Raw genomic sequence first — 24581 nt, 5'->3', positions numbered from 1 at the left:
TTTAGAACTCAATACCGCCTTTATACGCAAAACAGTTTTTATATATTTACATCCTAATGACGAACATTGAACTTCCGAAAGGGAAAAAAGTATATTTTGCTAGCGACAACCACCTAGGCGCACCTACAATGAAAGAGAGTAGGCTTAGGGAACTCAAATTTGTAAGTTGGTTAGACTCTATTAAGTCTGATGCAGGTGTTATTTTTCTAATGGGCGACCTATTCGACTTTTGGTTCGAATATAAAACCGTTATTCCTAAAGGATTTACAAGAACACTGGGCAAATTAGCGGAACTTTCTGATTCAGGAATCTCTCTTTTTTATTTTGTAGGTAATCATGACCTATGGATGAATGGCTACTTCGAAGATGAACTGAATATCCCTGTTTATCACAAACCTCAGCAATATAACATTAATGGAACTTCCTTTTTTATTGGCCATGGTGATGGTTTAGGCCCTGATGACAAAGGATATAAGCGGATGAAGAAAGTATTTACCAATCCTGTTGCTAAATGGTTCTTTCGATGGTTACACCCAGATATTGGAGTACGATTAGCGCAGTATTTCTCCGTAAAAAATAAATTGATCTCTGGTGACGATGACGCCAAATATTTAGGAGATGATAAAGAATGGCTTGTTCAATATGCTCATCGAAAACTAGAAAACAATGATTACAATCATTTTATATTCGGTCATAGACATCTTCCACTAGAGATAAAATTGAACGAATCATCAAAATACACCAATCTTGGAGATTGGGTCAATTTCTATACCTATGCAGAATTTGACGGAGAAGAACTTTCTTTAAAAGAATTTAAATAATCAATTCTGATTTACCCTAAAATTCATTAAAACCAACTGTAATCCTTTTCTTACAACATATATTAAGGAGTTCACAACAATAGTTTTATAAAACTAGTTCTTCATTATATCTTTACTGTGTTGTTAAGTTTAAATGTTGAGCCCAAATCTTTACATTACCTACAAGTACTCTTACTTGATGACCCAAATCTTAAGTGTTACCTACATTAAAGAACAGCCCCTATTTTTAGGGGCTTTTTCGTATATATACTTTCTGAAATTATTTTTGAGTGTGATTTATAATGATAATCTATTTCAAATATATAAATATACTTTTCACCTTCTTTTATAATTACTACCCGCTGAAATATCTCTCGCAAACTAAAATTATATTGCTGTAATTTTATAAACCTAAGCCTCAAAAACAATTCACACACTACTGTAATCCTTTTCTTACAACGAAATTTAAGGCGTTCACAACAATTGTTTTAAAAAACTAACCCTGCATTATACCTTTACTGTGTTGTTTAGATTAAGTGTTGATTCCCAAATCTTCAGTTTACCTACAAGTTCCCCCCACTTAATGACCCAAATCTTAAGTGTAACCTACAGTAAAAAAAGCTCCTAAATTGGAGCTTTTTTTTATGATGTATATTAGAACACCTAGTTTTCATGTTCATCAACATCTTTCTGCAAATCTAGTTTTCTAAAGCCAGGGGAGACAATTGCAGTAAGACCCACAGTTAGTAAGGTCATTGTACCGCCAAAGACAACAGCTGTAACCGTTCCCATCAATTTGGCAGTTAATCCACTTTCGAATGCACCAAGCTCATTAGAGGAGCCTACGAACATTGAATTTACCGATGCAACTCGCCCTCGCATATTATCAGGAGTTTTTAATTGCAATATCGTTTGTCTTATAATCATAGAAACACCATCTACGGCGCCACTTAAAAACAATGCAATTACCGATAACCAGAAATAGGTAGATAGACCAAAGACAATCATACAAATACCAAAACCGAAAACGGCAAATAACAATTTTTTTCCTGCGTTTTTATGTAATGGAAAACGTGTAGATCCTAACATAGTAATGGCTGCGCCCACCGCTGGTGCTGCTCTTAAAACACCGAAACCCTCTGAACCTACATGTAAAATATCTTGTGCAAAAATGGGTAATAAGGCTACTGCACCACCAAATAAAACCGCAATCATATCTAATGTTAAGGCCCCTAATATGGCTCGTGTTTTAAAAACAAAATTTAGTCCTTCTTTTAAACTTTGAAAAACAGGCTCCCCAATTTTAGGGTTAAGAATCGCCTTTCTTGAAATTTTAAAAAGTGCAGTTAAGGCAATTAACGAAAAACCGAATATGACGCACATTGACCAATGTACTCCTATAAAACTAATAGAAAAACCAGCTAAAGCCGGGCCTAATACCGAAGCCATTTGCCATGTTGTACTACTCCAAGTGGCAGCATTCGGGTATATTTTTTTGGGAACTATTAAAGCTATCAATGAGAAAATAGTTGGACCTAAAAAGGCACGAACCAAACCACCTAAAAAGACCAAAGCATAAATTCCATAAAGTATCACTTTGGTTTCATACGTTTCTAAGATTGAGGGCAGGCTTAATATGAATAAGCCAAAACTTATCACAGAGAAGCCAAAAATACATTTAATTAGGAGGTTCCTTTTCTCTTTCTGATCTACAATATGGCCTGCGAAAAGAGCCATACTCACTGCAGGTATTACTTCCATCAAACCAATTATACCTAATGATAAAGGGTCTTTCGTCATAGAATACACTTGCCATTCTATGACAATAAACTGCATTGACCATGCAAACACCATCGCAAAGCGAACTAAAAGAAAAATATTGAATTCCTTATATCTTAAGGCAGCATAGGGATCATTTACGCTCATATTTAAATCGCTAAATAAAAATCAAAGATATTTAATAAATGATGTGCGGTTTCATGTTAGTGAAACTAATTGTTGCTTTAAAAAAAATTAAAAAGTAGTATGTGATTTGCTATAATTAATCAATACCCATCTCGTCAAAAAAAGAATCTAACTGTAACTTAAAAAGTGTCCCTTTAATTAAATCTTTAATTTCTAATACTTCAAGAAAACTAACAGCAAATGTAATTTGATGCGCAGGCGAGTTTAAAAGCAGTGATCTACATTCACCTTTTACTTTGCAGTCTTTACATAAATTACCCTTACCGCTCTCTAATGTTTCATTTATGCACTTAGAAAAGTATTGTAATTCGTTTGGCGTAAGAAGTAAGCCAATATCTCTAAATATCAATTGAACTTTCTTTGCTATTTGGGGCTTATCATGTTTCCATTGAAACGCTATACCAAATTCATTTTGGTAAATAGGACTGATCTCATTCATAACTATCTAACTATTTCATATAAATATATGAATCTTATTTAGAATAATTATAAATAGTGTAATTAAATCGTGAGTTCTATTTGATTCCCCTCAGGGTCTAAGATGACACTTTCATAGTAACCATCACCTGTAGTTCTTGGTTCACCAGCAATAGTATAACCGTCCTTTCTTATTCGCTCAGTCAATAAATCGACATTTTGCTTTGTACCAATGGAAATAGCTATATGTATAAAACCAGTATGTATTACCTCAGTTCCAGTAGCTTTTTTTATCGATGTCTTATGCATAATTTCAAGTCGAGCACCATTAGTAAAACTTAAGAAGTAAGATGAAAAGTTCTTGGTAGGATTATAATATTTCTCTCCTGAAACCACATTAAAATAAGTTTCATAGAAAGAACGCATTTCCTCTAAATCGGTTACCCAAATAGCTATATGCTCTATTTTCATTTTATGTCCTTCAGTTTCAGCTGCAGGCTAATGTTGCCCTGCCATTCATTCTCATCTATTGAAAAAACTACACTAAATGGCTTTCTACCCGTAACTAGGGGTAGCTTATCTCCCATATTAAAACCTATTCCATCAATTTTATGACTGTCTTGCTGTACCACAGAAATTTTTAAATGTGCAGCATTTGCTCCTACCCCTTTTGCATAACCGGTATCTTGTACGTTTTCAGCCATAAATACAGGCGACATATTACCTGGGCCAAATGGTGCAAATTGTTTTAGTATCCGCATTAATTTCGGAGTAATATCTTTTAAATCTATAACCGTATCTATAGTAATTTCAGGTATTAGTAGCTGTGGGTCTATGCTTTCTTTGACCACCTTCTCGAACTGGTGCTTGAAGTTCAGGTACTGTTCTTCAAGCAAGGTAAGGCCAGCAGCATATTTATGTCCGCCAAATTGCTCAATGTAATCAGTACATCCTTCTAAAGCATTATACACATCGAAACCTTTTACTGAACGAGCAGATGCGGCTAATTTATCTCCGCTTTTGGTAAAGACCAATGTAGGTCTATAATACGTTTCTATCAATCTTGAGGCTACTATACCAATGACTCCTTTATGCCAGCTATCTTTATAAACTACGGAAGTAAAACCTTCTTCCTCCTCGTTATCATGAATCTGAACCAAAGCTTCTTGTGTGATTTCTTGGTCTAATCCTCTTCTATCTGTATTAAATTTTTCTATTTCAGAAGCGATTTTTATCGCTTGGTCCATGTTGGTTTCTGTTAATAAATTTACCGCATATTGACCATGTTTCATTCTTCCTGCCGCATTTATACGAGGAGCAATTATAAATACAACATCGGTAATGGTAAGTACTTTTTTATTAATTTGATTTATAATTGCTTTAAAACCGATTCTAGGTTGCTGATTGATAACCTGTAGGCCATAATAAGCTAGAATTCGATTCTCTCCAGTTATCGGAACTATATCTGCTCCTATTGCAGTTGCCACTAAATCAAGGTAATACACTAAATCATCTATAGTTTCTCCACATCGTGACCCTAATGCCTGAATTAGCTTAAAACCGACACCGCAACCACATAATTGATCATAAGGATATGAACAATCTTCACGTTTAGGGTCTAAAATAGCTATTGCATTGGGTAATATTGTACCAGGTCTATGGTGGTCACAAATAATAAAATCAATATCTTTCTCCTTTGCATAAGCAACCTTGTCAATTGCTTTCACACCACAGTCCAAAGCAATAATCAATGTAAAACCATTATCCTCAGCAAAATCGATTCCTTTAAAAGACACTCCGTAACCCTCATCATACCGATCCGGAATATATGTAGCTACATTCGGGTAATAACTTAAAAGATAAGACGATAACAAGGCAACTGCAGTAGTACCATCTACATCATAATCACCAAAAACCAAAATATTTTCGCCATTTCCTATGGCTTCCTCAATTCTCTTCACGGCAATATCCATATCCTTCATTAAAAAGGGATCATGAAGATCACTAAGCTGTGGTCTAAAGAAAGATTTTGCCTCTTCATACGTAGAAATACCCCGTTGTAAGAGTAACTGAGCCACCAAATCATCTACCTGAAGAGCATTCGATAGAATTTCAATGTCTTCTTGTTTAGGTTTTGGTTTTATTGTCCAGCGCATAGTTTTTACTATTCAAGTGTCAAGTTCAAAAATCAAGCTCAAATTCAAAAAAAATTTCAACCTCAATTATTACTTTTTGGTTTTGATAATTGTTGCTATAATTCTTATTATTTGTTCCAATTCATCTAATAATTCTACTCTTCTAGAAGCTTTACCATAATCAACTTTGGATAATATTTTAAGATTGACCCTTGACTCTTTCAATTCTTTTAAAGAGATGGAAGCCTTATTAATATAATTCTTGTCCGTATTTGTGCCTTGTGCTTCGCCAAAATTCAAGGCTGAGCTATCGGCAGAGCGCAACAATTGATTTCCATAATATTGACCGGTTAAATAAGAAGGTAAGTCTTTACAGCAAAGAACGACAGTGGCAGCAAAATTGACCAATCTATCTTCTAAATCAAATTTCTTATCCCTCCGTTATTTTTTGAACTTGAGCTTGAATATTGTATTTGAACTTTAGCCTTTATGAAAAACAGTCTTTATGTCTAATTCAGCAAATTTTCTGAACATTTCCATTACTCCACAGTATTTTTCTATAGATAGGTCTACTGCTCTCTGAAGTTTCTTCTCATTTAAGTTTTCTCCATAAAAATGATATTCCACAACTACTTTATCATAATACTTTGGATGCTCATCTGTTAAGTTCGCTATAGTTTCAATATGAAACTCAGCTACTTCAAGTTTCATTTTCTTAATCATTGCAGCTATATCTAAGCCAGAACAACCCGCTAGGGAAGATAACATAAGTGCCTTTGGACGAAAACCGGTACCATCACCACCATCTTCTTTGGCGATATCTATTCTTAATGAGTTTCCTGAAGGGTTATTACTTTCGAAGGACATGTTGCCCAACCATTTAGTGCTAATATGATTTGTTGTACTCATAATTTTTTGTTTCTTGTAAGGATACAAAAATACAACAATCTCGGCTGTCATTTCTAGCACCGAAGTGAACATTGAAAGCTATAATTCGATTGATTAATATATTAAAACCTTAAAAAAACAACGATGGCATTAGTAACACCACTTGACCCAAATCATGACCCAGAAACTAAAGAACTGGCAGCTTTCTTTAATGAAACACTTGGTTTTTGTCCGAATTCCGTATTAACCATGCAGCATAGGCCTGCTATATCTAAAGCGTTTATTAATCTTAATAAAGCTGTAATGGCAAATGAAGGTCGTGTAACCTCTGCCCTAAAAAGAATGATTGCTTGGGTGAGCAGTAATGCTACAGGTTGTAGGTATTGCCAAGCCCATGCCATAAGAGCTGCAGAACGTTACGGTGCCGAACAAGAACAATTAGATAATATTTGGGAATATAGAACACACGCTGCATTTTCAGATGCAGAACGTGCTGCTTTAGATTTTTCTTTACAAGCTTCTCAAGTACCTAACGGAGTAGATGCCGAAATAAAAGAACGACTTTACCAACACTGGAACGAAGGCGAGATTGTTGAAATGTTAGGAGTAATTTCTCTCTTTGGATACCTCAACCGATGGAACGACTCTATGGGAACATCGATTGAAACAGGAGCTGTTGATAGTGCCGACCAATATTTAGGCAAGCATGGCTGGGAGAAAGGAAAGCATGATGGTTCGGTTTATTAGTTGATGGTTGATGGTTGATGGTTGATGGTTGATGGTTGATGGAAATTGAAAAATTCGTCTGTGACCACTATAACAATCTGAATTATTCTAGCTGTACAGTCGTACTTGTGTCATTACTGTCAGTTCGAGTGGTTTATTTTTCAATATTTTCGTTGAAATATAAAGTGTATCGAGAACCTTTTGGAACACGAAAGCTTCTCGATACAAATTTTATCGTGCCTCAAAAATTCACTCGAAGTGACATTGTACAGAGTGAAAAGACATATTATTCCTTTAAGATTTGAGACACTATTTCCTGCAACACCTCAACAACATCTTCCTCAAACCAAGGATTTTTACTTCGCCAAAACCGATTAACAGGAGATGGGTGCGGTAATAGAAAGTATTTTGGCAAGTATTCTTCATAATGCAACACATTCTCCGTCAAGTTCTTTTTAGCTAATTTTCCTAAATATTGGTCTTGTGCATATTTACCTATCAATAGAATTAATTGAACGTTTTTTAAGCTTTTCCAGACTTTGCCATGCCATAAAGGAGCACATTCCTTTCTTGGGGGTAAATCGCCCGATTTACCTTTACCTGGATAACAAAAACCCATAGGTATTATTGCAAAATTATCGGGGTTATAAAATGTTTCATCAGTAACACCCAACCACTCGCGTAGTTTTCTTCCGCTAGGATCATCCCAAGGTTTATTTTCTATATGTGCTTTTCTCCCTGGTGCTTGACCTATCACCACTATTTTTGAATTAATATTACCTGCAACAATTGGTCGTGGATCTAAAGGTAAATGGGCCTTACAAACCTGACAACCTCTTATTTCCGATAATAAATCTTGCATCACGTTATTCTTATATCCTACTTATGAAATGCCTTGTAAATTACTACAATAGCCAAGATTAGTTAGATTGCCTCGCTTTACTCATAAAGGAATAAAACATTTACTAATTACACTAATTTTAATACCTCACCAACGAAACTCAATCCTTCAAATCCGGTTTTCATAAAGTTCCTGATATTTTGATGACCATTTCCCTGAGGATCCAACAATACCTCATCAAAATAATAAGCCCCAAAACAAGCCAATGTTTCTTCTTTTGTAAACCCTTCTTTTATTGCAAAAGCAAATAATTTACAGGATCCCGAATTTTGTCCTACTTCATTACTTACTCCACCATTGGTATACGCTGTAGGTGCGAAAGTATACTTAGAATCAATTGCTATCATCGTTTCTGAAAATGAAATATCTGACGGACTAGTTGCTAATTTTTTCTTGAACTCTTCTAATGTCATTCTATTTATTTTTTACCCCCAACAATAATTACAATTTCTCCCTTTGGTGGTTTATCCGTAAAATGTTTTAAGACTTCTTCAGCTGTGCCGCGAATGGTTTCTTCGTAAAGTTTGGTTAATTCTCTTGAAACGGAAATAGGCCTATCGGCGCCAAAATACTCAACAAAACTGGTTAACGTCTTCAACAATTTATGCGGTGACTCATAAAAAATAATAGTACGAGGTTCTTCAGCCAAAAGTTTTAATCTTGTCTGTCTTCCTTTTTTTACGGGTAAAAACCCTTCAAAAACAAACTTATCATTCGGCAAACCACTATTGACCAAAGCGGGTACAAATGCCGTAGCTCCCGGCAAACAATCTACTTCAATATCATTTTCTACACAAGCACGCGTCAACAAAAAACCAGGGTCTGATATTGCAGGGGTGCCGGCATCTGAAATTAATGCGATGTTTTCATTATTCTTTAATCGCCCTACTAAATAATCGACCATATTATGTTCATTATGCATATGATGGCTTTTCATAGGGGTACTAATCTCAAAATGATGTAATAATTTTCCGCTAGTACGAGTATCCTCGGCTAGTATTAAATCGACCTCTTTGAGTATGCGAATAGACCTTAAGGTCATATCCTCCAAATTACCTATCGGTGTCGGAACTAAATAAAGTTTTCCCATGAATTTGTAAAGTAAACAATCTCGGGACAGGCCCAAGACATAAGTAACGAAACGACTTAAATATAGCGAGGTAAGCCTCGGGGCATTTAAATCTCGATTATCTAGTAAAAAACCCAACACAAGTGCTGGGTATGTGATGTAGCTATTTTTATTGTTAAGAAAACCTACGCGCGACCAACTCAATAAATCGCTCTTCATACTGCTCTTTACCAACCCAATTATTATAGTCTGGCTTCACCATGTTTTTAATAAAAGAAATAGATCGTTCCTCAGAATCAATAGTGTTTAATTGAGATAAAACGCGGTTATAATCTTCCATACTATTATTGAACAAATGCTTTACAAATGCCAATCGATCATTCAAATCTACCTTAACGTTACTTTTAGCTAAACGGTCATTTAATGACTTAGGTAATGATTCGTCTTTCTTCAAGTCCTCTTTAGAGGGCATGAAAAGCTCTTTGTCGTTTTTCATATAGTTAGGTTTTGACATAAACTCTGCCAAAACATCTTCTAACTCATTACTACTAGGCATTTCAGAAACCATATCCTTAATCGTATCCATTCCTGGGATAATAATATCTTCTTCGTGCGGGTTGCTTTCAGGTACCGATTTATTTGCGCTTAATACTGCATTTGCCATTTCTTCGAACTTAGCGGCTATAGCATTTTTAGAAACATCTACCTCCATATCATTGAGTTCAACCTCAATAAACTTTAGCACGGCAAGTTTTTCATACAGCTTCTTAGATGCTTCATATAAACCTTCTATATCATCTAAATTTTCTGCAGTTAGTATTTCTGTAGATAATTTTCTTAATTCCTCTTTCAACTTATTTTTCATCTCACAATTTTTTAGGTCAAGACCTATAAAGCGCCTTTTTTTAATAACTTTAACATTCTTAAATAATAAACGAAAAACCCCTTATTTTCGTCTAAAATTACAAAATGTTTCTTGAAAATACAGTTAATCATAAAGAACAATTCGGATGGATTGAAGTCATTGCCGGGTCTATGTTTTCTGGAAAGACAGAGGAATTGATCCGAAGACTTAAACGAGCCCAGTTTGCCAAATTAAAGGTGGAAATCTTTAAACCTATGGTCGATACTCGTTATGATAATGAAATGGTGGTTTCACATGATGCCAATGAAATACGCTCTACACCTGTGCCTGCTGCGGCTAACATTCGTATACTCGCTGAGACCTGTGATGTAATTGGTATTGACGAAGCACAATTCTTTGATGACGAAATAGTTACCGTTTGTAATGATTTGGCAAATAAAGGTGTTCGGGTAATCGTTGCCGGTCTTGACATGGATTTTAAAGGAAAGCCATTTGGCCCAATGCCTGCACTTATGGCAACCGCCGAATATGTGACTAAAGTACATGCCATTTGCACCCGTACCGGTAATTTGGCCAATTATAGTTTTAGAAAATCTAACAATGACAAATTAGTTATGTTAGGTCAAGTAAATGAATACGAACCTTTAAGTCGTGGGGCGTATTATAAAGCAATGCTAAAGGAAAAGGTTAAAACCATAGATGTTGAATCTGAAGAGGTCGATACTATCAAAAAGAATAAAAATGGCTAAGGCGCAAGAGACAGTTTTAGAAATTGACTTAAAGGCATTAAAGCACAACTACCATTTTTTACGTTCCAAAATAAAGCAGGAAACTAAGTTTATGGCAGTTGTAAAGGCATATGCTTATGGTAGTGATTCACTAGCCATTGCGCTATACTTACAAGAATTAGGAATAGACTACTTTGCTGTTGCTTATGCCAGCGAGGGAATTCATTTAAGAAATAGTGGTATTACTATTCCTATTTTAGTACTTCACCCACAAAAGGTTCATTTTAAAGTGTTGATTGAAAGCAACCTTGAACCTAGTATTTATTCAAAGTCAATTTTATCAGATTTCATCTTAATGGCTCAAGAAATGGGAGTTACTGATTATCCTATTCATTTGAAGTTTAATACCGGACTGAATAGGTTAGGTTTTTCCGCAGAAGAACTACCTGAAATTTCAGAACTTATAAATAAACAAAATGCCATTAAGGTTGTTGCTGTTTTATCTCATTTAGCAGCAACAGAAGATAGTAATGAAATTGAATTTACAACATTGCAACTTAATCGTTTTGATGCTATTTGCCAGGAGGCAGATACTTCCTTTAAGAACAAACCCTTTAAACATGTTCTTAACACCTCTGGAATAATAAATTATTCACAAGCACAATATGATATGGTACGAAGTGGCATTGGTCTGTATGGCTATGGTAACGAACCAGGTGTAGATAAAGAATTACAACCTGTGGCAACATTGAAAACTATTATTGCACAGAAACATAGTATTCCTGCAGGAGAATCTGTAGGATATAATCGCAAGTATTCATCTAATTCAGAAACCATTACCGCAACCTTACCTTTGGGTCATGCAGACGGAATAGGTCGAGAATACGGCCATGGAAAAACCTTTGTTCTGGTTAATGGACAAAAAGCTCCTATAATTGGAAATGTTTGTATGGATATGATTATGATAGACGTAACAGGTATTGAATGTTCTGAAGGAGATGAAGTAATAATCTTCGGAAAAGAATTACCTGCATCAGATTTCGCACAGACTGCTAACACTATCTCATATGAGTTAATTACAGGACTTTCTCAGCGCATAAAGCGCAAAGTGATACTTTGATTTATTTAACATTTCCTTAAGGTTTCAAATTTTTTAGTACCTTGCGATACTTATTAAGTTAACCATTAACTTAAATTAAGTAAACATGTTAAAAGAATTCAAGAATTTTATTATGACGGGTAACGTCATTGATTTTGCTGTCGCAGTTATATTAGCCGGAGCAGTAGGATTAGTAGTAAATGGATTTGTTGCTGACATCATCATGCCAGTTGTAGGTCACTTTGCAGGTGGAATTGATTTTTCACAAATGAAAGTAGTTTTAGACGAAGCTGTTGTTGGCGCTGATGGAACTGTTACAACTGCAGAAAATGCTATCCGTTGGGGAGCATGGGTTAACACTATTGTAAACCTTATTATAGTTGGGTTTGTAATGTTCATGATCGTGAAAGCTTACAATAAATCAAAAACTCCTCCAGCACCAGTTGAAGAAGCTCCAAAAGGACCTACTGCTGAAGAGTTATTAGTAGAGATTCGTGATGCTTTAAAAAAGTAAATTAAAATAACTCCTTGATTTTATTCAAGGTACCGTTGCACTGCAACTTATATTAATTAAAACCGTCAACTTTGTTACGCTAACATTGTTGACGGTTCTTTTTTGCATCATAGAGCGTATTTTAAAACTGCATCACCCTTACTCTCCTCTAAACGACATTTGTTATATTTTAAACATTTTGTTATATTTTGATTATTCTTACGCCTTTTGCTTGTGCAGATTATAGTATTGATTATTTTTGCCGCTTAATTATAATGAACATACAAATGAAAGTAGCTGTAATTGGTGCCACAGGTATGGTAGGCGAAGTAATGTTGAAAGTATTGGCAGAACGCAATTTTCCATTAACGGAATTATTGTTGGTTGCTTCTGAACGTTCTGTTGGTAAAAAAATGAGCTTTCAAGGTAAAGAGCATACCATAATTGGTTTAGCAGATGCTGTAGCTGCGAGACCGAATATTGCTATTTTTTCTGCAGGTGGAGACACCTCTTTAGAGTGGGCTCCAAAATTTGCTGAAGTAGGCACAACAGTAGTAGATAATTCTTCTGCTTGGAGAATGGATCCAACTAAAAAATTAGTGGTTCCTGAAATTAACGCACATGAGCTTACAGCTCAAGATAAAATAATTGCCAACCCCAATTGCTCTACTATACAATTGGTAATGGCCCTTTATCCATTACACAAAAAATATAAAATGAAACGCGTTGTTGTTTCTACCTATCAGTCGGTATCCGGTACTGGGGTAAAAGCAGTAAAACAGCTCGAAAATGAAATTGCAGGTATACAAGGCGAAATGGCTTATCCTTACCCTATAGGTAGAAATGCATTGCCTCACTGCGATGTTTTTATGGAAAACGGCTACACCAAAGAAGAAATGAAACTCGCTCGTGAACCTCAAAAAATATTAGACGACCGTACATTTTCTATTAGCGCCACAGCTGTTCGAATACCTACTGCTGGTGGACATTCAGAATCTGTAAACGTCGAATTTGAAAATGACTTTGAACTTAATGAAGTTCGTCAGCTTTTAAACGATATGCCTGGCGTAACGGTTCAAGATAATCCAGATACAAACACCTACCCTATGCCAATATACGCGCATGACAAGGATGAAGTTTTTGTAGGGCGTATACGTAGAGATGAAACTCAAAGAAATACCTTGAACATGTGGATTGTTGCTGACAATTTAAGAAAAGGTGCCGCAACGAATGCAGTACAAATTTCAGAATACCTAGTAGAAAAAGGACTAGTTTAATCTAAGCTTTAAGAACGTTAAAACCTTCAGAACTTATCAGTTTTGAAGGTTTTTTTATGGTATTTTAGTAGAACTACTACGAATGAATAAATTGCTGACTAGCATATTGACCATTATCCTAATTTCTTCATGTAAAAATGAATCTAAACCCAAACCTATTATCGTGAATTACCCAATTACTGCCAAAGTTGACACAATAGACACTTATTTTGGAATCGAAGTAAAAGACCCCTATCGTTGGTTAGAGGATGACAGAAGTTCAGAAACCGAAGCCTGGGTTAAAGAACAAAACAAAACCACGTTCGGTTATTTAGAGAATATACCCTTTAGAAATGACCTAAAAAACCGCTTAGAAAAACTTTGGAATTACGAAAAGTTAGGTTCTCCTTTCAAAAAAGGCGACTATACCTATTTCTATAAAAATGATGGTTTACAAAATCAATATGTAGTTTATAGAACTAAAGGCGATGAAAAGCCAGAGGTGTTTTTAGACCCTAATACTTTTTCAGAAGATGGTACAACCTCCTTAGCTGGTTTAACTTTTTCCAAAGATGGTTCATTAGCCTCCTATCTTATCTCAGAAGGTGGTAGCGACTGGCGCAAGGCAATTGTACTTAATGCCAAAACCAAAGAAATTATCGAAGATACCTTGGTAGATATAAAATTCAGTGGAATCTCATGGAGAGGTAATGATGGTTTCTATTATTCAAGTTATGATAAACCAAAAGGTAGTGAGCTTTCTGCAAAGACAGATCAGCATAAGTTGTACTACCATAAATTAGGAACTCCTCAAAAAACTGACGCTCTTATTTATGGGGGAACACCCTTAGAAAAACATCGTTATGTCGGTGGAAGTGTGACAGAGGACCATAGATATTTGGTAATCAGCGCATCGGTTTCCACGTCGGGCAACAAGTTATTCGTTAGAGACCTTGAAGACCCTAGTGGTCTACTTATTCCTATGGTAGAAGATACAAAATCGGATAATTACGTAATAGACAATGTTGAATCAAAACTATATATCGTAACCGATAGAAATGCTCCCAATAAAAAAATTGTTACGGTAGATGCCAAAAATCCGGAGCAAGAGAACTGGGTAGATGTTATTCCTGAAACAGAAAATGTGCTTAGTCCAAATACTGGTGGTGGTTACATCTTTACCGAATACATGGTCGATGCCATCTCCAAGGTATATCAATATGATTATGATGGAAAATTGGTACGTGAAGTTCAACTTCCTGGCTTAGGGTCTGCAAGTGGATTTGGGGGCGAAAAAGAAGACAGAGAATTTTATTTTTCCTTCACCAATTATAACACTCCGGGTTCCACCTATAAATACGATATAGAGAACGGTAATTATGAACTGTATTGGAAACCTGAAATCGATTTTAATCCAGAAGATTATGAATCGAAACAGGTATTCTACCCTTCAAAAGATGGCGCTAAAATACCTATGATTATTACCTACAAAAAAGGTTTGGAACTAAACGGCAAAAATCCTACTATTCTCTATGGTTACGGTGGTTTTAATGTTAGCCTTACCCCTTCTTTCAGTATTGCCAATGCCGTTTGGATGGAGCAAGGTGGTGTTTATGCCGTTCCAAATTTACGTGGTGGTGGTGAGTATGGTAAAAAATGGCATGATGCTGGTATAAAGACCAAAAAGCAAAATGTATTCGATGATTTTATAGCAGCGGCGGAATATTTGATAGCGAATAAATATACTTCTAAAGAATATCTAGCTATTAGAGGTGGCTCTAATGGCGGACTATTAGTAGGTGCCATAATGACCCAAAGACCCGATATAATTCAGGTGGCACTGCCCGCTGTTGGAGTTATGGATATGTTACGCTATCATACATTTACTTCTGGTGCCGGATGGGCACATGATTATGGTACGGCAGAAGATGATATTGAAATGTTCGAATATCTAAAAGGGTATTCACCTGTTCATAATGTAAAAGCCGGAACCGCTTACCCTGCTACCTTGGTTACAACTGGAGACCATGATGATAGGGTTGTACCTGCTCATAGTTTTAAGTTTGCAGCTGAACTTCAAGAAAAACAAGTCGGTAATAATCCTACTTTAATTCGTATTGAAACCAATGCAGGTCATGGCGCAGGAACACCTGTTAGTAAAATCATCGAACAATATGCCGATATATTTGGCTTTACGCTATTTAATATGGGGTATACAGAATTACCGAACAAGAGTATATTAAAAGATTTTAAAGAGTAAAATCATTTCAATGTCAATAATTTATTGAAAAATCCGTTTCAATTAGGAGCGGATTTTTCAATTTTACACTTCAAAGAACAAATAGATGTTACGAGTAGAAAATCTTTCCTTTTCTTATGATAAACTTCAAGTTTTAGAATCTATCGATTTACGGATTCAACGAGGAGAGCATGTTGCCATAATTGGAGAAAGTGGATGCGGCAAAAGCACCTTACTCAAACTCCTCTACGGATTAATGGATTTGGAACAAGGTGAAATTTTCTGGGAAGATGAGCAAATACTAGGCCCTGCATACAACTTGGTACCCGGAGCTCCATTTATGAAGTACCTTTCTCAAGATTTTGATTTAATGCCCTTTATTTCCGTTTCTGAAAATATCAGTCAATACCTTTCTGTTTTCTATCCCGAAGAACTTAAAGAAAGAACTCAAGAACTTCTAGAAATGATTGAACTTACGGAGTTTGCTAATAAAAAAGTAAAAACCCTAAGCGGTGGTCAACAGCAACGCGTTGCCCTTGCGAGGGTTTTGGCTCAAAAACCAGAAGTCTTATTATTGGATGAACCTTTCGGGCATATCGACAATTTTCTTAAAAATAGCCTACGACGAAATATTTTCAATTACTTAAAAGAAAATAGAATTACCACCATTGTTGCAACACATGATGTAAATGATGTATTACCCTTTGCTGATCGTGCTGTTGTTTTACGGGACAAAGAAATAATCGCAAGGGCTAGGCCGATGGAACTTTACAAAAATCCGAAAAGCTTGTATGTGGCATCCTTATTTGGTGAAGCAAGTATGATTTCAATCGATGTACTTAAGACCTATGCAAATACTAAAAGAAAAATTATTGTCTATACTCATGAGTTTAGAGTTTCCCCATCTTCAGGATTAAAAGTTACTGTTGAAAAAGCATATCCTATGGGTAGTCACTATTTAACAGAAAGTAGAAGTACCGAAAATGAAGTCATCTTTTTCAATGCAGACCAACTACTACCAAAGGGGAAAGAGGTATTTCTAAATGTGGCTATTGAAACTATCAATCAGCGCATACAAGAAGCTACTTCAATCTAAAAACAAGATAAAGCTTACATTATTCACTAACAGTCTTTTAAAATGGTTTATATCGAATGAGCTATTTTTCGTTGAAAAGTAAGAACATTCGTTTTTAATTACTTTTGTAAAAATGCTATTTTGAATCAAGACCAAATTATTACTGAATTACAGTTCAAGGCTATTAGAAGTAGTGGTCCCGGTGGGCAGCATGCAAATAAGGTTTCTTCTAAAGTAGAACTTTCTTTTGAACTAAATACTTCCAACGGACTTACCGAACGTGAGAAGAAGAGAATTCAATTAAAGCTTGATAACAAATTAACGAAAGATGGGGTGTTGATTTTACAATGTGATGAATCACGAAGTCAGCATAAAAACAAGCAATTAGTTATCAAACGATTTTTTAAATTGCTTGAAAAATCTTTAATAGTACCAAAGCCAAGAAAAAAAAGCAAACCAACCCGATCTTCAATTGAAAAAAGATTGAAGGGCAAAAAAATAGCCTCTCTTAAAAAATTGAATCGAGGTAAACCAGAGTTTTAACCCACACGGTTTATCAATTTACCAATGCCATCAATTGAAATAATAACCTCGTCACCAATCTCTAATGTAAAATCGCTAGAAGGTATAATACCTGTTCCGGTCATTAAAATACTACCATTAGGAAACGAACATTCTCTATAAAGGTATTCTACAATATCAACTAGCTTTCGTTTTATTTGATCAATACCAATATTTTTATCAAATACGCTTTTCCCTGCCCTATTGATGGTCAAACTTATTTTAGTATTAGTTGGCAAAGGATCGTTGGTTAACAACACACAAGGACCTAGTGCAGCACAGCCATCATATGTTTTGGCTTGCGGCAAATACAACGGATTCTCACCTTCTATACTTCTAGAACTCATATCGTTCCCTATAGTATACCCTACCACTTTACCAGTAGATGTAATAACTAAGGTTAATTCTGGTTCAGGTACATTCCAGGTTGAGTCTTTTCTTATTCTTACTATACCACCATGGCCAACCGTTCGGTGTGCAGTAGCCTTAAAGAACAACTCTGGTCGATCAGCCTCATATACCTTAGCATAGAAACTACTACCACCTGCTTCTTTAGATTCCTCTTCTCTACCTAATTTGCTATTGTAATAAGTAACGCCACTAGCCCATATTTCTTGACTTTGAACAGGAGCTTTTAGTTCGTTTTCTATAATTGAGTTGGCATCTTTAATTTTATTATTCTCATTTAGCTTTGCCAGTGTATTAACGATAATGCCATCATCGTTAATAAACTCGTCCCAATTCTCTTGATCAAGTAGATGGAATTTTGAATCATGCTCTACTAAGATTCCACTTTTGGTATTATATACTTTCATTTTATATGAATTTATGCAAAGATTGTATAGAAGATAAAAACGGTGATTGCGCCTGTAAGTCCGAGTAAGCCACTTCCTAAACTAAATAATCGATACCCTGTTTTCACATTCATGCCGCTCATTTGGGTAACTACCCAAAAAAAACTATCATTAGCATGGGAAACAACCGCAGACCCCGCACCTATTACGATTACAACCAAAGCTTTTTGAATTTCAGAATCAAAACCAAGTGATGACATCATGGGCATAATAATAGATGCTGTAGTTACTAAAGCCACTGTTGAAGAACCTTGAGCTGTTTTTATAGCTGCTGCCAAAACAAAAGGCAAAAATATACCCATGTTATATTCAGTTAGGGTTTGTCCTAAAACATCAGCTATACCTGAGTTCTGTAAGATTTTTCCAAATATTCCCCCTGCTCCTGTTATCAAAATTATTGATGCAGCGTCTTTAATTGCTTTTCCCACCCACCCTGAAGAGGACAGCATATCATAATTTAATTTTTTTGGTAGTAGCAAGCATAATAAAACACCTATCAATAAAGATATGACCGGTTCACCAACAAAATTTATGACCTCTATAAAACCATTATCCAATCCTGTTCTTGTTGGATTTAAAACTGATTTCAATACGATTAGTACAATCGGAACAAGAATTGGAATTGATGATTTAAACGCTCCTGGAGAATCTTTAATCTCTTTTTCTGCTACTAATGTATTATCAACATCTGGCTCAATATAAGTTTTAGACGCATATTTCTTAGCGAAAATAATTCCGACAACTAATGCAACAATACTTGTTGGAAAACCAAAGGCAATTACCAACCCTAAATCTGCGTCTAAAATTCCTGCAGCGGCAATGGGGCCAGGCGTTGGTGGCACCATTGTATGAGAAGCCATTAAACCTAAACCTAGAGCTATTGCCGGACCAGCAATCGATATTTTTGCCTTCTTGGAAAGGCTTTTGTTTAACGGATGCAATAGCATAAAACCGCTATCTGCAAAAACAGGAATTGACACGATATAACCGATAATACCCATTGCAGTAGGTACTCTTTTGCTTCCAATTATTTTCAGCACCTTTTCTGCAATAGCAAAAGCACCACCAGTATTTTCTAAAAATGCACCAATGATGACTCCAAGAACAATTATCAAACCTATTTTGCCAAGTGTACCCCCAAAACCGTCATTAATTGAAACTATAATATCAGCGTAAGGCATCCCGGCAAAAATTCCATATAAAATAGATATAATGAAGAGCGCTAAAAATGCATGAATTTTAAGCTTGGTCGTTAATATGATGATAGCAATAACTGCAATAATAAGGTAAAGTATTTCCATAATTTAATGTAAATCTCGTTCTACTTTTGACCCTGACCCACCAACTAAAAAATCTAAATCGGCACCTTTATCGGCTTGTTCTACATGATCAATATACATTTTAACATACCCTCTTTTTGCCAAAGGTTCTGGAGCAATCCATTCTTTTTTCCGCTTAATCAACTCTTCTAATTCAACATCGAGATGTAACGTACGTTTTTCAACATTCAATTCTATCATGTCACCATTTTTAACAAATGCTAACGTTCCACCAACCGTTGATTCTGGAGATACATGAAGAATAACGGTCCCTGCAGCTGTACCACTCATTCTTCCATCTGATATGCGAATAATATCAGTTATTCCCTTTGCTAATAGTTTTTTAGGAAGGTCAACATTACCCACTTCTGGCATTCCTGGATATCCTTTTGGACCAACACCCTTAAGAACAATCACACTATTCTCATCAATTTCCAAATTCGGGTCGTCAATTCGCTCATGGTAATCTTCCATACTTTCAAAAACTACTGCTTCACCGCGATGCTTCATCAATTTTGGTGTAGCTGCCGACGGTTTAATAACAGCACCATTTTCACATAGATTACCTTTTAAAACAGCGATACCTGCTTTTTCCTGAAAAGGATGTTCTAAAGCTGCAATTACATCTCTATCATAACATACCTCGCTTTCGTAATTATCTGTGATACTTTTACCATTTACAGTAATGGTTTCATTATGTAATAATGGCTTTAATTCTTTCATGACCACAGGCAATCCGCCTGCATAAAAGAAGTCTTCCATTAAATATTTTCCAGATGGTTTTAAATTCACGAGTAACGGCACTTTACTACCCACGGTATCAAAGTCCTCTAAATTTAGTTTCACTCCGATTCTACCCGCAATTGCCGTTAAATGAATTATAAGATTTGTTGAGCCACCTACGGCAGCATTGGTAATAATAGAATTCTCAAACGCTTTTCTAGTTAATATTTTAGAAAGTGTTAAATCTTCCTTTACCATTTCTACAATTCGCCTTCCAGATAATTGAGCGAATAATTTTTTTCTTGAATCAACCGCAGGTATTGAAGAAAAGCCTGGTAATGTTAATCCTAATGCTTCACACATAGTAGCCATGGTTGAAGCGGTACCCATGGTATTGCAATGCCCAATACTTCGAGCAACGCAAACCTCAGCTTCCTTAATATCTTCGGCAGAATATCCGCCAATCTCTTGGCGTTCTTTTATCATCCAGTTCATAGAACCAGAGCCTATCTTCTCTCCTCTAAAGCGACCTGTTAACATTGGCCCGCCAGGCACAACAATGGTAGGTAAATCTACACTACAGGCACCCATTATTGTGGATGGTGTGGTTTTGTCACATCCTGTCAATAAAACAATACCATCTAATGGATTAGCGCGAATGGATTCTTCTGTATCCATACTCGCTAAATTGCGAAATAGCATGGTCGTGGGTTTCATAATAGTCTCGCCTAAAGACATTACTGGAAATTCTAATGGAAATCCGCCTGCTTCTAAAATTCCTCTTTTTACAACCTCAGCAAAATCTCGAAGGTGGCCATTACATGGTGTTAGTTCAGACCAGGTATTGCAAATTCCTATTACTGGTTTCCCCTCAAAATAATCATCAGGATATCCTTGATTTCTTAACCAAGATCGATGAACAAAACCCATTTTATCGTTACCACCAAACCACTCACTACTTCGTAATTTCCTTTTCTTATCCATACTGTTAATTAGGCATTGAAAAGTTTGCCGCGATTAAGATAACGAAATAATTTGCACGAAATATTAGTGAATTGTTAGTATCGTTGAGGTTTTGCCATTAAATTGAAAAGTGTCTCCTATAGCCTTACCATAGACTAATTTTCCGATTGGAGTGGCAGCAGATATACAATACACAGAATTGGTCGAATTTTTATACTCTCCCGCAGATATCGCTACATAGTATGTGAAGGAATCGGTAACGACCAAGTTTCCCAAACCAACCATTTGGGAATTCCTGTCTTTTGGAACTTTAGAAAGAAGTTGTTGTGTTTTTTCTAATTCAGATAACTGCTGACCCAGTTTTTCGCGCTCTAATTGAATCATTGCCCTACCAGTTTCATGCTTATCACCCGCACTACTCTTTGTTTCTGAAGTTAGCGCGGTTTCAAGTTCCTTTATCTGTGACTGTATTCTTCCTAGCCTCTCTGCCACAAACTGCCCACAATAATTGTAAGCCTCATTTTTTAAGGTCTCGAATTCTTCAATTTTCTTCAACGTGGTATAAATCTGCTAATTTATAAATCAAGTAATTTACCATTTGATGTTCTGCATCACCTGATTGTATCATTCTTAGGATAGCACTTTCATTTTCAATTTTAAAGTAATCTAAATCGCCCGAACGGTCCTCACTAAAAATATTCCATAACTTTAGTCCGCTTAACATCGCTTTATGAGCTTCATATTTTTTAGTGATTTCATGCTCCTGCTTTTTACTAATTGACATAGACAATTCATTGTCTTGCAATAATTTATAATCCGCAGAAATACGTGCATCTGCTTTCTCAGCTTCGGTAATTATTTTAAAATAAGCTTTTGATACCAGAACCTGGTACCTGTCTTCAAAACCAGCTTTTATTTTTGCATCATTGGCTAGTAAAACCTCATTGTCATTACTTGCATATAACTCATCGACTGTGTTCGATTTATTTGCATTTAACGTTTCTTTCCATGCTTGAGATTTTATCAATTCCTTCCAAACTTTAGCATATTCGCGTTGGTAATGAGTTTGAGACACTCCGCATCCTGTAAGGCATACCGCCCCTAGCACAGTCATTATTGCAACTGTGAAAATCCTTTTTATCAATTTTTTCATATAGTAATCAATGCTATTACATACCATTGTAATGGTTTACTGTTCTAGGTAAACCAATACGTAAACTTGAGTAATAGATAAGCTAAGGGGATGTACAATTTAAAAATAAATTCAAGAGAATAAGTGACTTTCGGATAAGATTTAAAAAAAAAAGTTAAAAGGAATTCTAGCTATTTAAAAATACTTGCCAACTGTTTGCCAACTGTTGTTCCTATGGCAATTCCCATACCGCCTAAACGTACTCCACAGGCTACATTTTCGGTAAGTTGTTTTACAATTGGTTTCTTTTGTTGGCCAACTCCCATAATTCCACTCCAACTGTAATCAATTTCAAATTCACTATTCGGCAGAATTACTGTTTTCAATAGTTCTTTGAGTTTGTCTTCGACCAATTTGGTAGTCCCAAAATCGTAAGTTTCCTCTGTCTTAAAATCTAAATTTCTACCCCCACCAAAAAGTATACGATTACCAACATTTCGAAAATAATAATAACCTTCATCTAAATGAAATGTTCCTTTGATAGATAAATTAGGAATTGGTTTCGTAATGAGAACCTGCGCCCTTGCTGGGCTTACTTTTTCTGGAAGTAATTGTGAAGCAAAACCATTTGTGGCAATTAATAGTTTATTGGTTTGAAACTCGAATTCATTTGTGCATATGGTAACCTTGTTGCCAGAATCTTTAAAAGAATCAACCTTGGTAGCATTTAATACAGTGATACCTTTTTCTAAGGCTAACTGCAATAATGATTTCATCATCTCACCGGTATTGATTTGACCTTCGTATACTTGAGATATATAATCATTTTTTATACCCCTAAAATGAAATTGGTTTGGAGTAGTTACAAAAGCATCTTCTTTAAAAATAGGTCGCAATAAATTATTTATCTCAATGATATTCCCACTACAATGTTGATAAAGCTCCTCGTCTCTTTCTAAAAAAAGTTCGTGTCCTCCATGTTTTTCAAAACCAATTGATGAATCCCCTAATAAACTACGTAATGCCTGAATACCTTTCCATCTATCAGAAACTAAATTTATGACCTCTTGCTCTGAATGTGTTTTTAGATCGGATAATATTTCTGAAATACTGCCAAAACAAGCAAACCCTGCATTCTTAGTACTAGCGCCTTGTGGTAAAGTTCCTTTTTCCAAAACCAATATACGGGCTTGTGCAAAGTTATTTTTTAATTCTATGGCACAGTTTAAGCCAACAATGCCACTGCCAATTATTGTAAAATCAATATTGGAAAACCAAGATTTTCGCTCCCAGTAGCTAAGGTTCATATTCGGTTTGTCTTTTAGATTATAATCCTAGTGAATCCATCGCATCTTTTTCATACCTGCTATCTTCCGCAGGATATCGAAGTGATTGTTCAAATTTACCAGATTGTTTCGCTAACGACCATATTAAACTTTCACCCGCATATTCTGACTTTGGTTGCTTTTCAAATACTTCATCTTGATAAGCTTCTTTAGCGTCTCCAACTGTCCAACCGCTATTCTTGAACTCCTTAATTAAATCTCCTAAAAATAAGGCTGATGTTAAATTATGATGGAGTAAAAGTGTGTGATTAATATGCCGCTTATTCATTTGATAGGAAAGCATTTCATAATAATTAGCCCTATCTGTCAAATGCTGTATATAGAATTTCTTAAACTTATCTATTTTGGTATTTTCAATGCCAACAGAATTAATACGGTTAATTAAACGTTGATTTATATACCAATCAGAGGCATCGATTGTAACATATCCATTCTTGTAGTTGTTATCTCGAAGTACGTTTCGGATACTATCTACTTTAGCTTTACCCGCTCCCTCTTTCAAATATGGGAATCGGAATAACTTGACCCTGTTACTCAGTTTTGAAATAATAGAATCTGTTTTTATCAGTTCATTTTTAAATAGCTGAACATTGTTTTTTTTAGAATTAAAATTAGAATGGGTGAAGGTGTGATTCGCTATATTATGTCCTTTATCATTCCAACTATTCAATAAATACTGTCCTTTTTTATTTAATTTGTTCTTTCCAGTTATGTAGAATACGGCTTTTAAATTTTCATTTTCAAGATGCGATAATATCATACCATTCCATTCCTCAAACTTGAAACCAGTTAAATCTGACGTAATTCCATCATCGAATGTAAAACTTATTCTAGGGCCAGAAGCTTTTACTTCTTCAACTATTGTTATTGAATCTTCTGATTTTTTAGATGATGCATTTTTACATCCAAATAAAAAAATAAATAGAATACATGATATTGATAGAATCCTTGTCATTAATTTGAATCAAGCAGTTTGTCTCGCTGATTGTACTAAAGATACTTAAACAGGTTCAGTATAAGATTGTTT

At 35.5% G+C, this 24581-nt stretch carries 26 protein-coding genes; 9 read left to right on the top strand and 17 right to left on the bottom strand.

Going from position 1 to position 24581, the window contains the following annotated elements; all coding sequences use genetic code 11:
* The first annotated feature begins 65 nt into the window (after window positions 1-65).
* Window positions 66-821: a UDP-2,3-diacylglucosamine diphosphatase gene (locus AAC084_RS01415; RefSeq protein ID WP_339836841.1), complete on the top strand. Its 756-nt coding sequence runs from the start codon at window positions 66-68 to the stop codon at window positions 819-821.
* Between the two features lie 642 nt (window positions 822-1463).
* On the opposite strand, the gene AAC084_RS01410 is transcribed toward AAC084_RS01415, so the two are convergent.
* From AAC084_RS01410 to AAC084_RS01385, 6 genes are all read right to left on the bottom strand, one after another.
* Entirely contained in the window at window positions 1464-2726 is a 1263-nt protein-coding gene (locus AAC084_RS01410) for an MFS transporter (RefSeq protein ID WP_339835896.1), read from the bottom strand.
* A 115-nt stretch (window positions 2727-2841) separates the two neighbouring features.
* Window positions 2842-3204 carry a hypothetical protein gene (locus tag AAC084_RS01405; protein WP_339835894.1) on the bottom strand — a complete coding sequence of 121 codons (363 nt, stop codon included), beginning with the start codon at window positions 3202-3204 and terminating at the stop codon, window positions 2842-2844.
* A gap of 62 nt (window positions 3205-3266) precedes the next feature.
* A complete protein-coding gene (locus tag AAC084_RS01400) occupies window positions 3267-3653 on the bottom strand; it encodes a VOC family protein (protein WP_339835891.1) in 387 nt (128 codons plus the stop codon).
* The gene (gene recJ, locus AAC084_RS01395) at window positions 3650-5338 is read right to left on the bottom strand and encodes a single-stranded-DNA-specific exonuclease RecJ (protein WP_339835890.1); all 1689 of its coding nucleotides are present in this window, start codon (window positions 5336-5338) and stop codon (window positions 3650-3652) included. Before recJ ends, AAC084_RS01400 begins: the two co-directional genes overlap by 4 nt.
* 69 nt (window positions 5339-5407) lie before the next feature.
* Window positions 5408-5725, bottom strand: a complete 318-nt coding sequence (locus AAC084_RS01390) for a four helix bundle protein (protein ID WP_339835887.1) — start codon at window positions 5723-5725, stop codon at window positions 5408-5410.
* 72 nt (window positions 5726-5797) lie between these two features.
* Window positions 5798-6226, bottom strand: a complete 429-nt coding sequence (locus AAC084_RS01385) for an OsmC family protein (protein ID WP_339835884.1) — start codon at window positions 6224-6226, stop codon at window positions 5798-5800.
* A gap of 123 nt (window positions 6227-6349) precedes the next feature.
* On the opposite strand from AAC084_RS01385, the gene AAC084_RS01380 reads away from it, so the two are divergent.
* Window positions 6350-6952, top strand: coding sequence for a carboxymuconolactone decarboxylase family protein (locus tag AAC084_RS01380; protein ID WP_339835881.1), 603 nt, complete (start codon window positions 6350-6352; stop codon window positions 6950-6952).
* Between the two features lie 265 nt (window positions 6953-7217).
* Here AAC084_RS01380 and AAC084_RS01375 read toward each other — a convergent pair whose 3' ends face one another.
* The 4 genes from AAC084_RS01375 to AAC084_RS01360 form a co-directional block, all read right to left on the bottom strand.
* Window positions 7218-7793 (bottom strand): uracil-DNA glycosylase family protein, encoded by a 576-nt coding sequence (locus AAC084_RS01375; protein ID WP_339835878.1) that lies wholly within the window; start codon window positions 7791-7793, stop codon window positions 7218-7220.
* A 107-nt stretch (window positions 7794-7900) separates the two neighbouring features.
* The gene (locus AAC084_RS01370) at window positions 7901-8245 is read right to left on the bottom strand and encodes a HopJ type III effector protein (RefSeq protein ID WP_339835875.1); all 345 of its coding nucleotides are present in this window, start codon (window positions 8243-8245) and stop codon (window positions 7901-7903) included.
* Between the two features lie 5 nt (window positions 8246-8250).
* Window positions 8251-8922, bottom strand: a complete 672-nt coding sequence (gene rsmI / locus AAC084_RS01365) for a 16S rRNA (cytidine(1402)-2'-O)-methyltransferase (protein WP_339835872.1) — start codon at window positions 8920-8922, stop codon at window positions 8251-8253.
* Window positions 8923-9076: 154 nt separating this feature from the next.
* On the bottom strand, window positions 9077-9766 hold the full coding sequence (locus tag AAC084_RS01360; protein WP_339835870.1) for a hypothetical protein: 690 nt from the start codon (window positions 9764-9766) through the stop codon (window positions 9077-9079).
* A 104-nt stretch (window positions 9767-9870) separates the two neighbouring features.
* Between AAC084_RS01360 and AAC084_RS01355 the strand changes: the two genes are divergently transcribed.
* The 7 genes from AAC084_RS01355 to arfB all read left to right on the top strand — a co-directional run bounded on the left by AAC084_RS01355 (window position 9871) and on the right by arfB (window position 17199).
* A complete protein-coding gene (locus tag AAC084_RS01355; protein ID WP_339835868.1) occupies window positions 9871-10515 on the top strand; it encodes a thymidine kinase in 645 nt (214 codons plus the stop codon).
* Window positions 10508-11614 (top strand): alanine racemase, encoded by a 1107-nt coding sequence (gene alr, locus AAC084_RS01350; protein ID WP_339835865.1) that lies wholly within the window; start codon window positions 10508-10510, stop codon window positions 11612-11614. Before AAC084_RS01355 ends, alr begins: the two co-directional genes overlap by 8 nt.
* A gap of 85 nt (window positions 11615-11699) precedes the next feature.
* Entirely contained in the window at window positions 11700-12107 is a 408-nt protein-coding gene (mscL, locus tag AAC084_RS01345; protein WP_339835863.1) for a large conductance mechanosensitive channel protein MscL, read from the top strand.
* 266 nt (window positions 12108-12373) lie between these two features.
* A complete protein-coding gene (locus AAC084_RS01340; RefSeq protein WP_339835860.1) occupies window positions 12374-13363 on the top strand; it encodes an aspartate-semialdehyde dehydrogenase in 990 nt (329 codons plus the stop codon).
* Between the two features lie 82 nt (window positions 13364-13445).
* Window positions 13446-15602 carry a prolyl oligopeptidase family serine peptidase gene (locus tag AAC084_RS01335; RefSeq protein ID WP_339835857.1) on the top strand — a complete coding sequence of 719 codons (2157 nt, stop codon included), beginning with the start codon at window positions 13446-13448 and terminating at the stop codon, window positions 15600-15602.
* A gap of 85 nt (window positions 15603-15687) precedes the next feature.
* On the top strand, window positions 15688-16677 hold the full coding sequence (locus AAC084_RS01330) for an ABC transporter ATP-binding protein (RefSeq protein ID WP_339835854.1): 990 nt from the start codon (window positions 15688-15690) through the stop codon (window positions 16675-16677).
* 120 nt (window positions 16678-16797) lie between these two features.
* Window positions 16798-17199, top strand: coding sequence for an alternative ribosome rescue aminoacyl-tRNA hydrolase ArfB (gene arfB / locus AAC084_RS01325; RefSeq protein WP_339835851.1), 402 nt, complete (start codon window positions 16798-16800; stop codon window positions 17197-17199).
* Here arfB and AAC084_RS01320 read toward each other — a convergent pair.
* The 7 genes from AAC084_RS01320 to AAC084_RS01290 all read right to left on the bottom strand — a co-directional run bounded on the left by AAC084_RS01320 (window position 17196) and on the right by AAC084_RS01290 (window position 24509).
* Window positions 17196-18032 carry a fumarylacetoacetate hydrolase family protein gene (locus tag AAC084_RS01320; RefSeq protein WP_339835848.1) on the bottom strand — a complete coding sequence of 279 codons (837 nt, stop codon included), beginning with the start codon at window positions 18030-18032 and terminating at the stop codon, window positions 17196-17198. The two genes, arfB and AAC084_RS01320, sit on opposite strands and share 4 nt — an antisense overlap.
* Before the next feature lie 11 nt (window positions 18033-18043).
* Window positions 18044-19372 carry a gluconate:H+ symporter gene (locus AAC084_RS01315; RefSeq protein ID WP_339835845.1) on the bottom strand — a complete coding sequence of 443 codons (1329 nt, stop codon included), beginning with the start codon at window positions 19370-19372 and terminating at the stop codon, window positions 18044-18046.
* A gap of 3 nt (window positions 19373-19375) precedes the next feature.
* A complete protein-coding gene (locus AAC084_RS01310; protein WP_339835843.1) occupies window positions 19376-21097 on the bottom strand; it encodes an IlvD/Edd family dehydratase in 1722 nt (573 codons plus the stop codon).
* Window positions 21098-21160: 63 nt separating this feature from the next.
* On the bottom strand, window positions 21161-21631 hold the full coding sequence (locus AAC084_RS01305) for a 3-oxoacyl-ACP synthase (RefSeq protein ID WP_339835841.1): 471 nt from the start codon (window positions 21629-21631) through the stop codon (window positions 21161-21163).
* Window positions 21618-22229, bottom strand: coding sequence for a hypothetical protein (locus AAC084_RS01300; RefSeq protein ID WP_339835838.1), 612 nt, complete (start codon window positions 22227-22229; stop codon window positions 21618-21620). The genes AAC084_RS01305 and AAC084_RS01300 overlap by 14 nt, the downstream gene beginning before the upstream one ends.
* 170 nt (window positions 22230-22399) lie before the next feature.
* The gene (locus AAC084_RS01295) at window positions 22400-23515 is read right to left on the bottom strand and encodes an FAD-dependent oxidoreductase (protein ID WP_339835835.1); all 1116 of its coding nucleotides are present in this window, start codon (window positions 23513-23515) and stop codon (window positions 22400-22402) included.
* 19 nt (window positions 23516-23534) lie between these two features.
* Window positions 23535-24509, bottom strand: coding sequence for a polysaccharide deacetylase family protein (locus AAC084_RS01290; protein WP_339835832.1), 975 nt, complete (start codon window positions 24507-24509; stop codon window positions 23535-23537).
* Window positions 24510-24581: the final 72 nt, after the last annotated feature.

Source organism: uncultured Maribacter sp., assembly GCF_963977385.1.
In the GTDB taxonomy this organism is placed as follows: domain Bacteria; phylum Bacteroidota; class Bacteroidia; order Flavobacteriales; family Flavobacteriaceae; genus Maribacter.
Note: the sequence above shows the minus strand (reverse complement) of the source record. Positions and strands in the feature narration are given on the sequence as shown.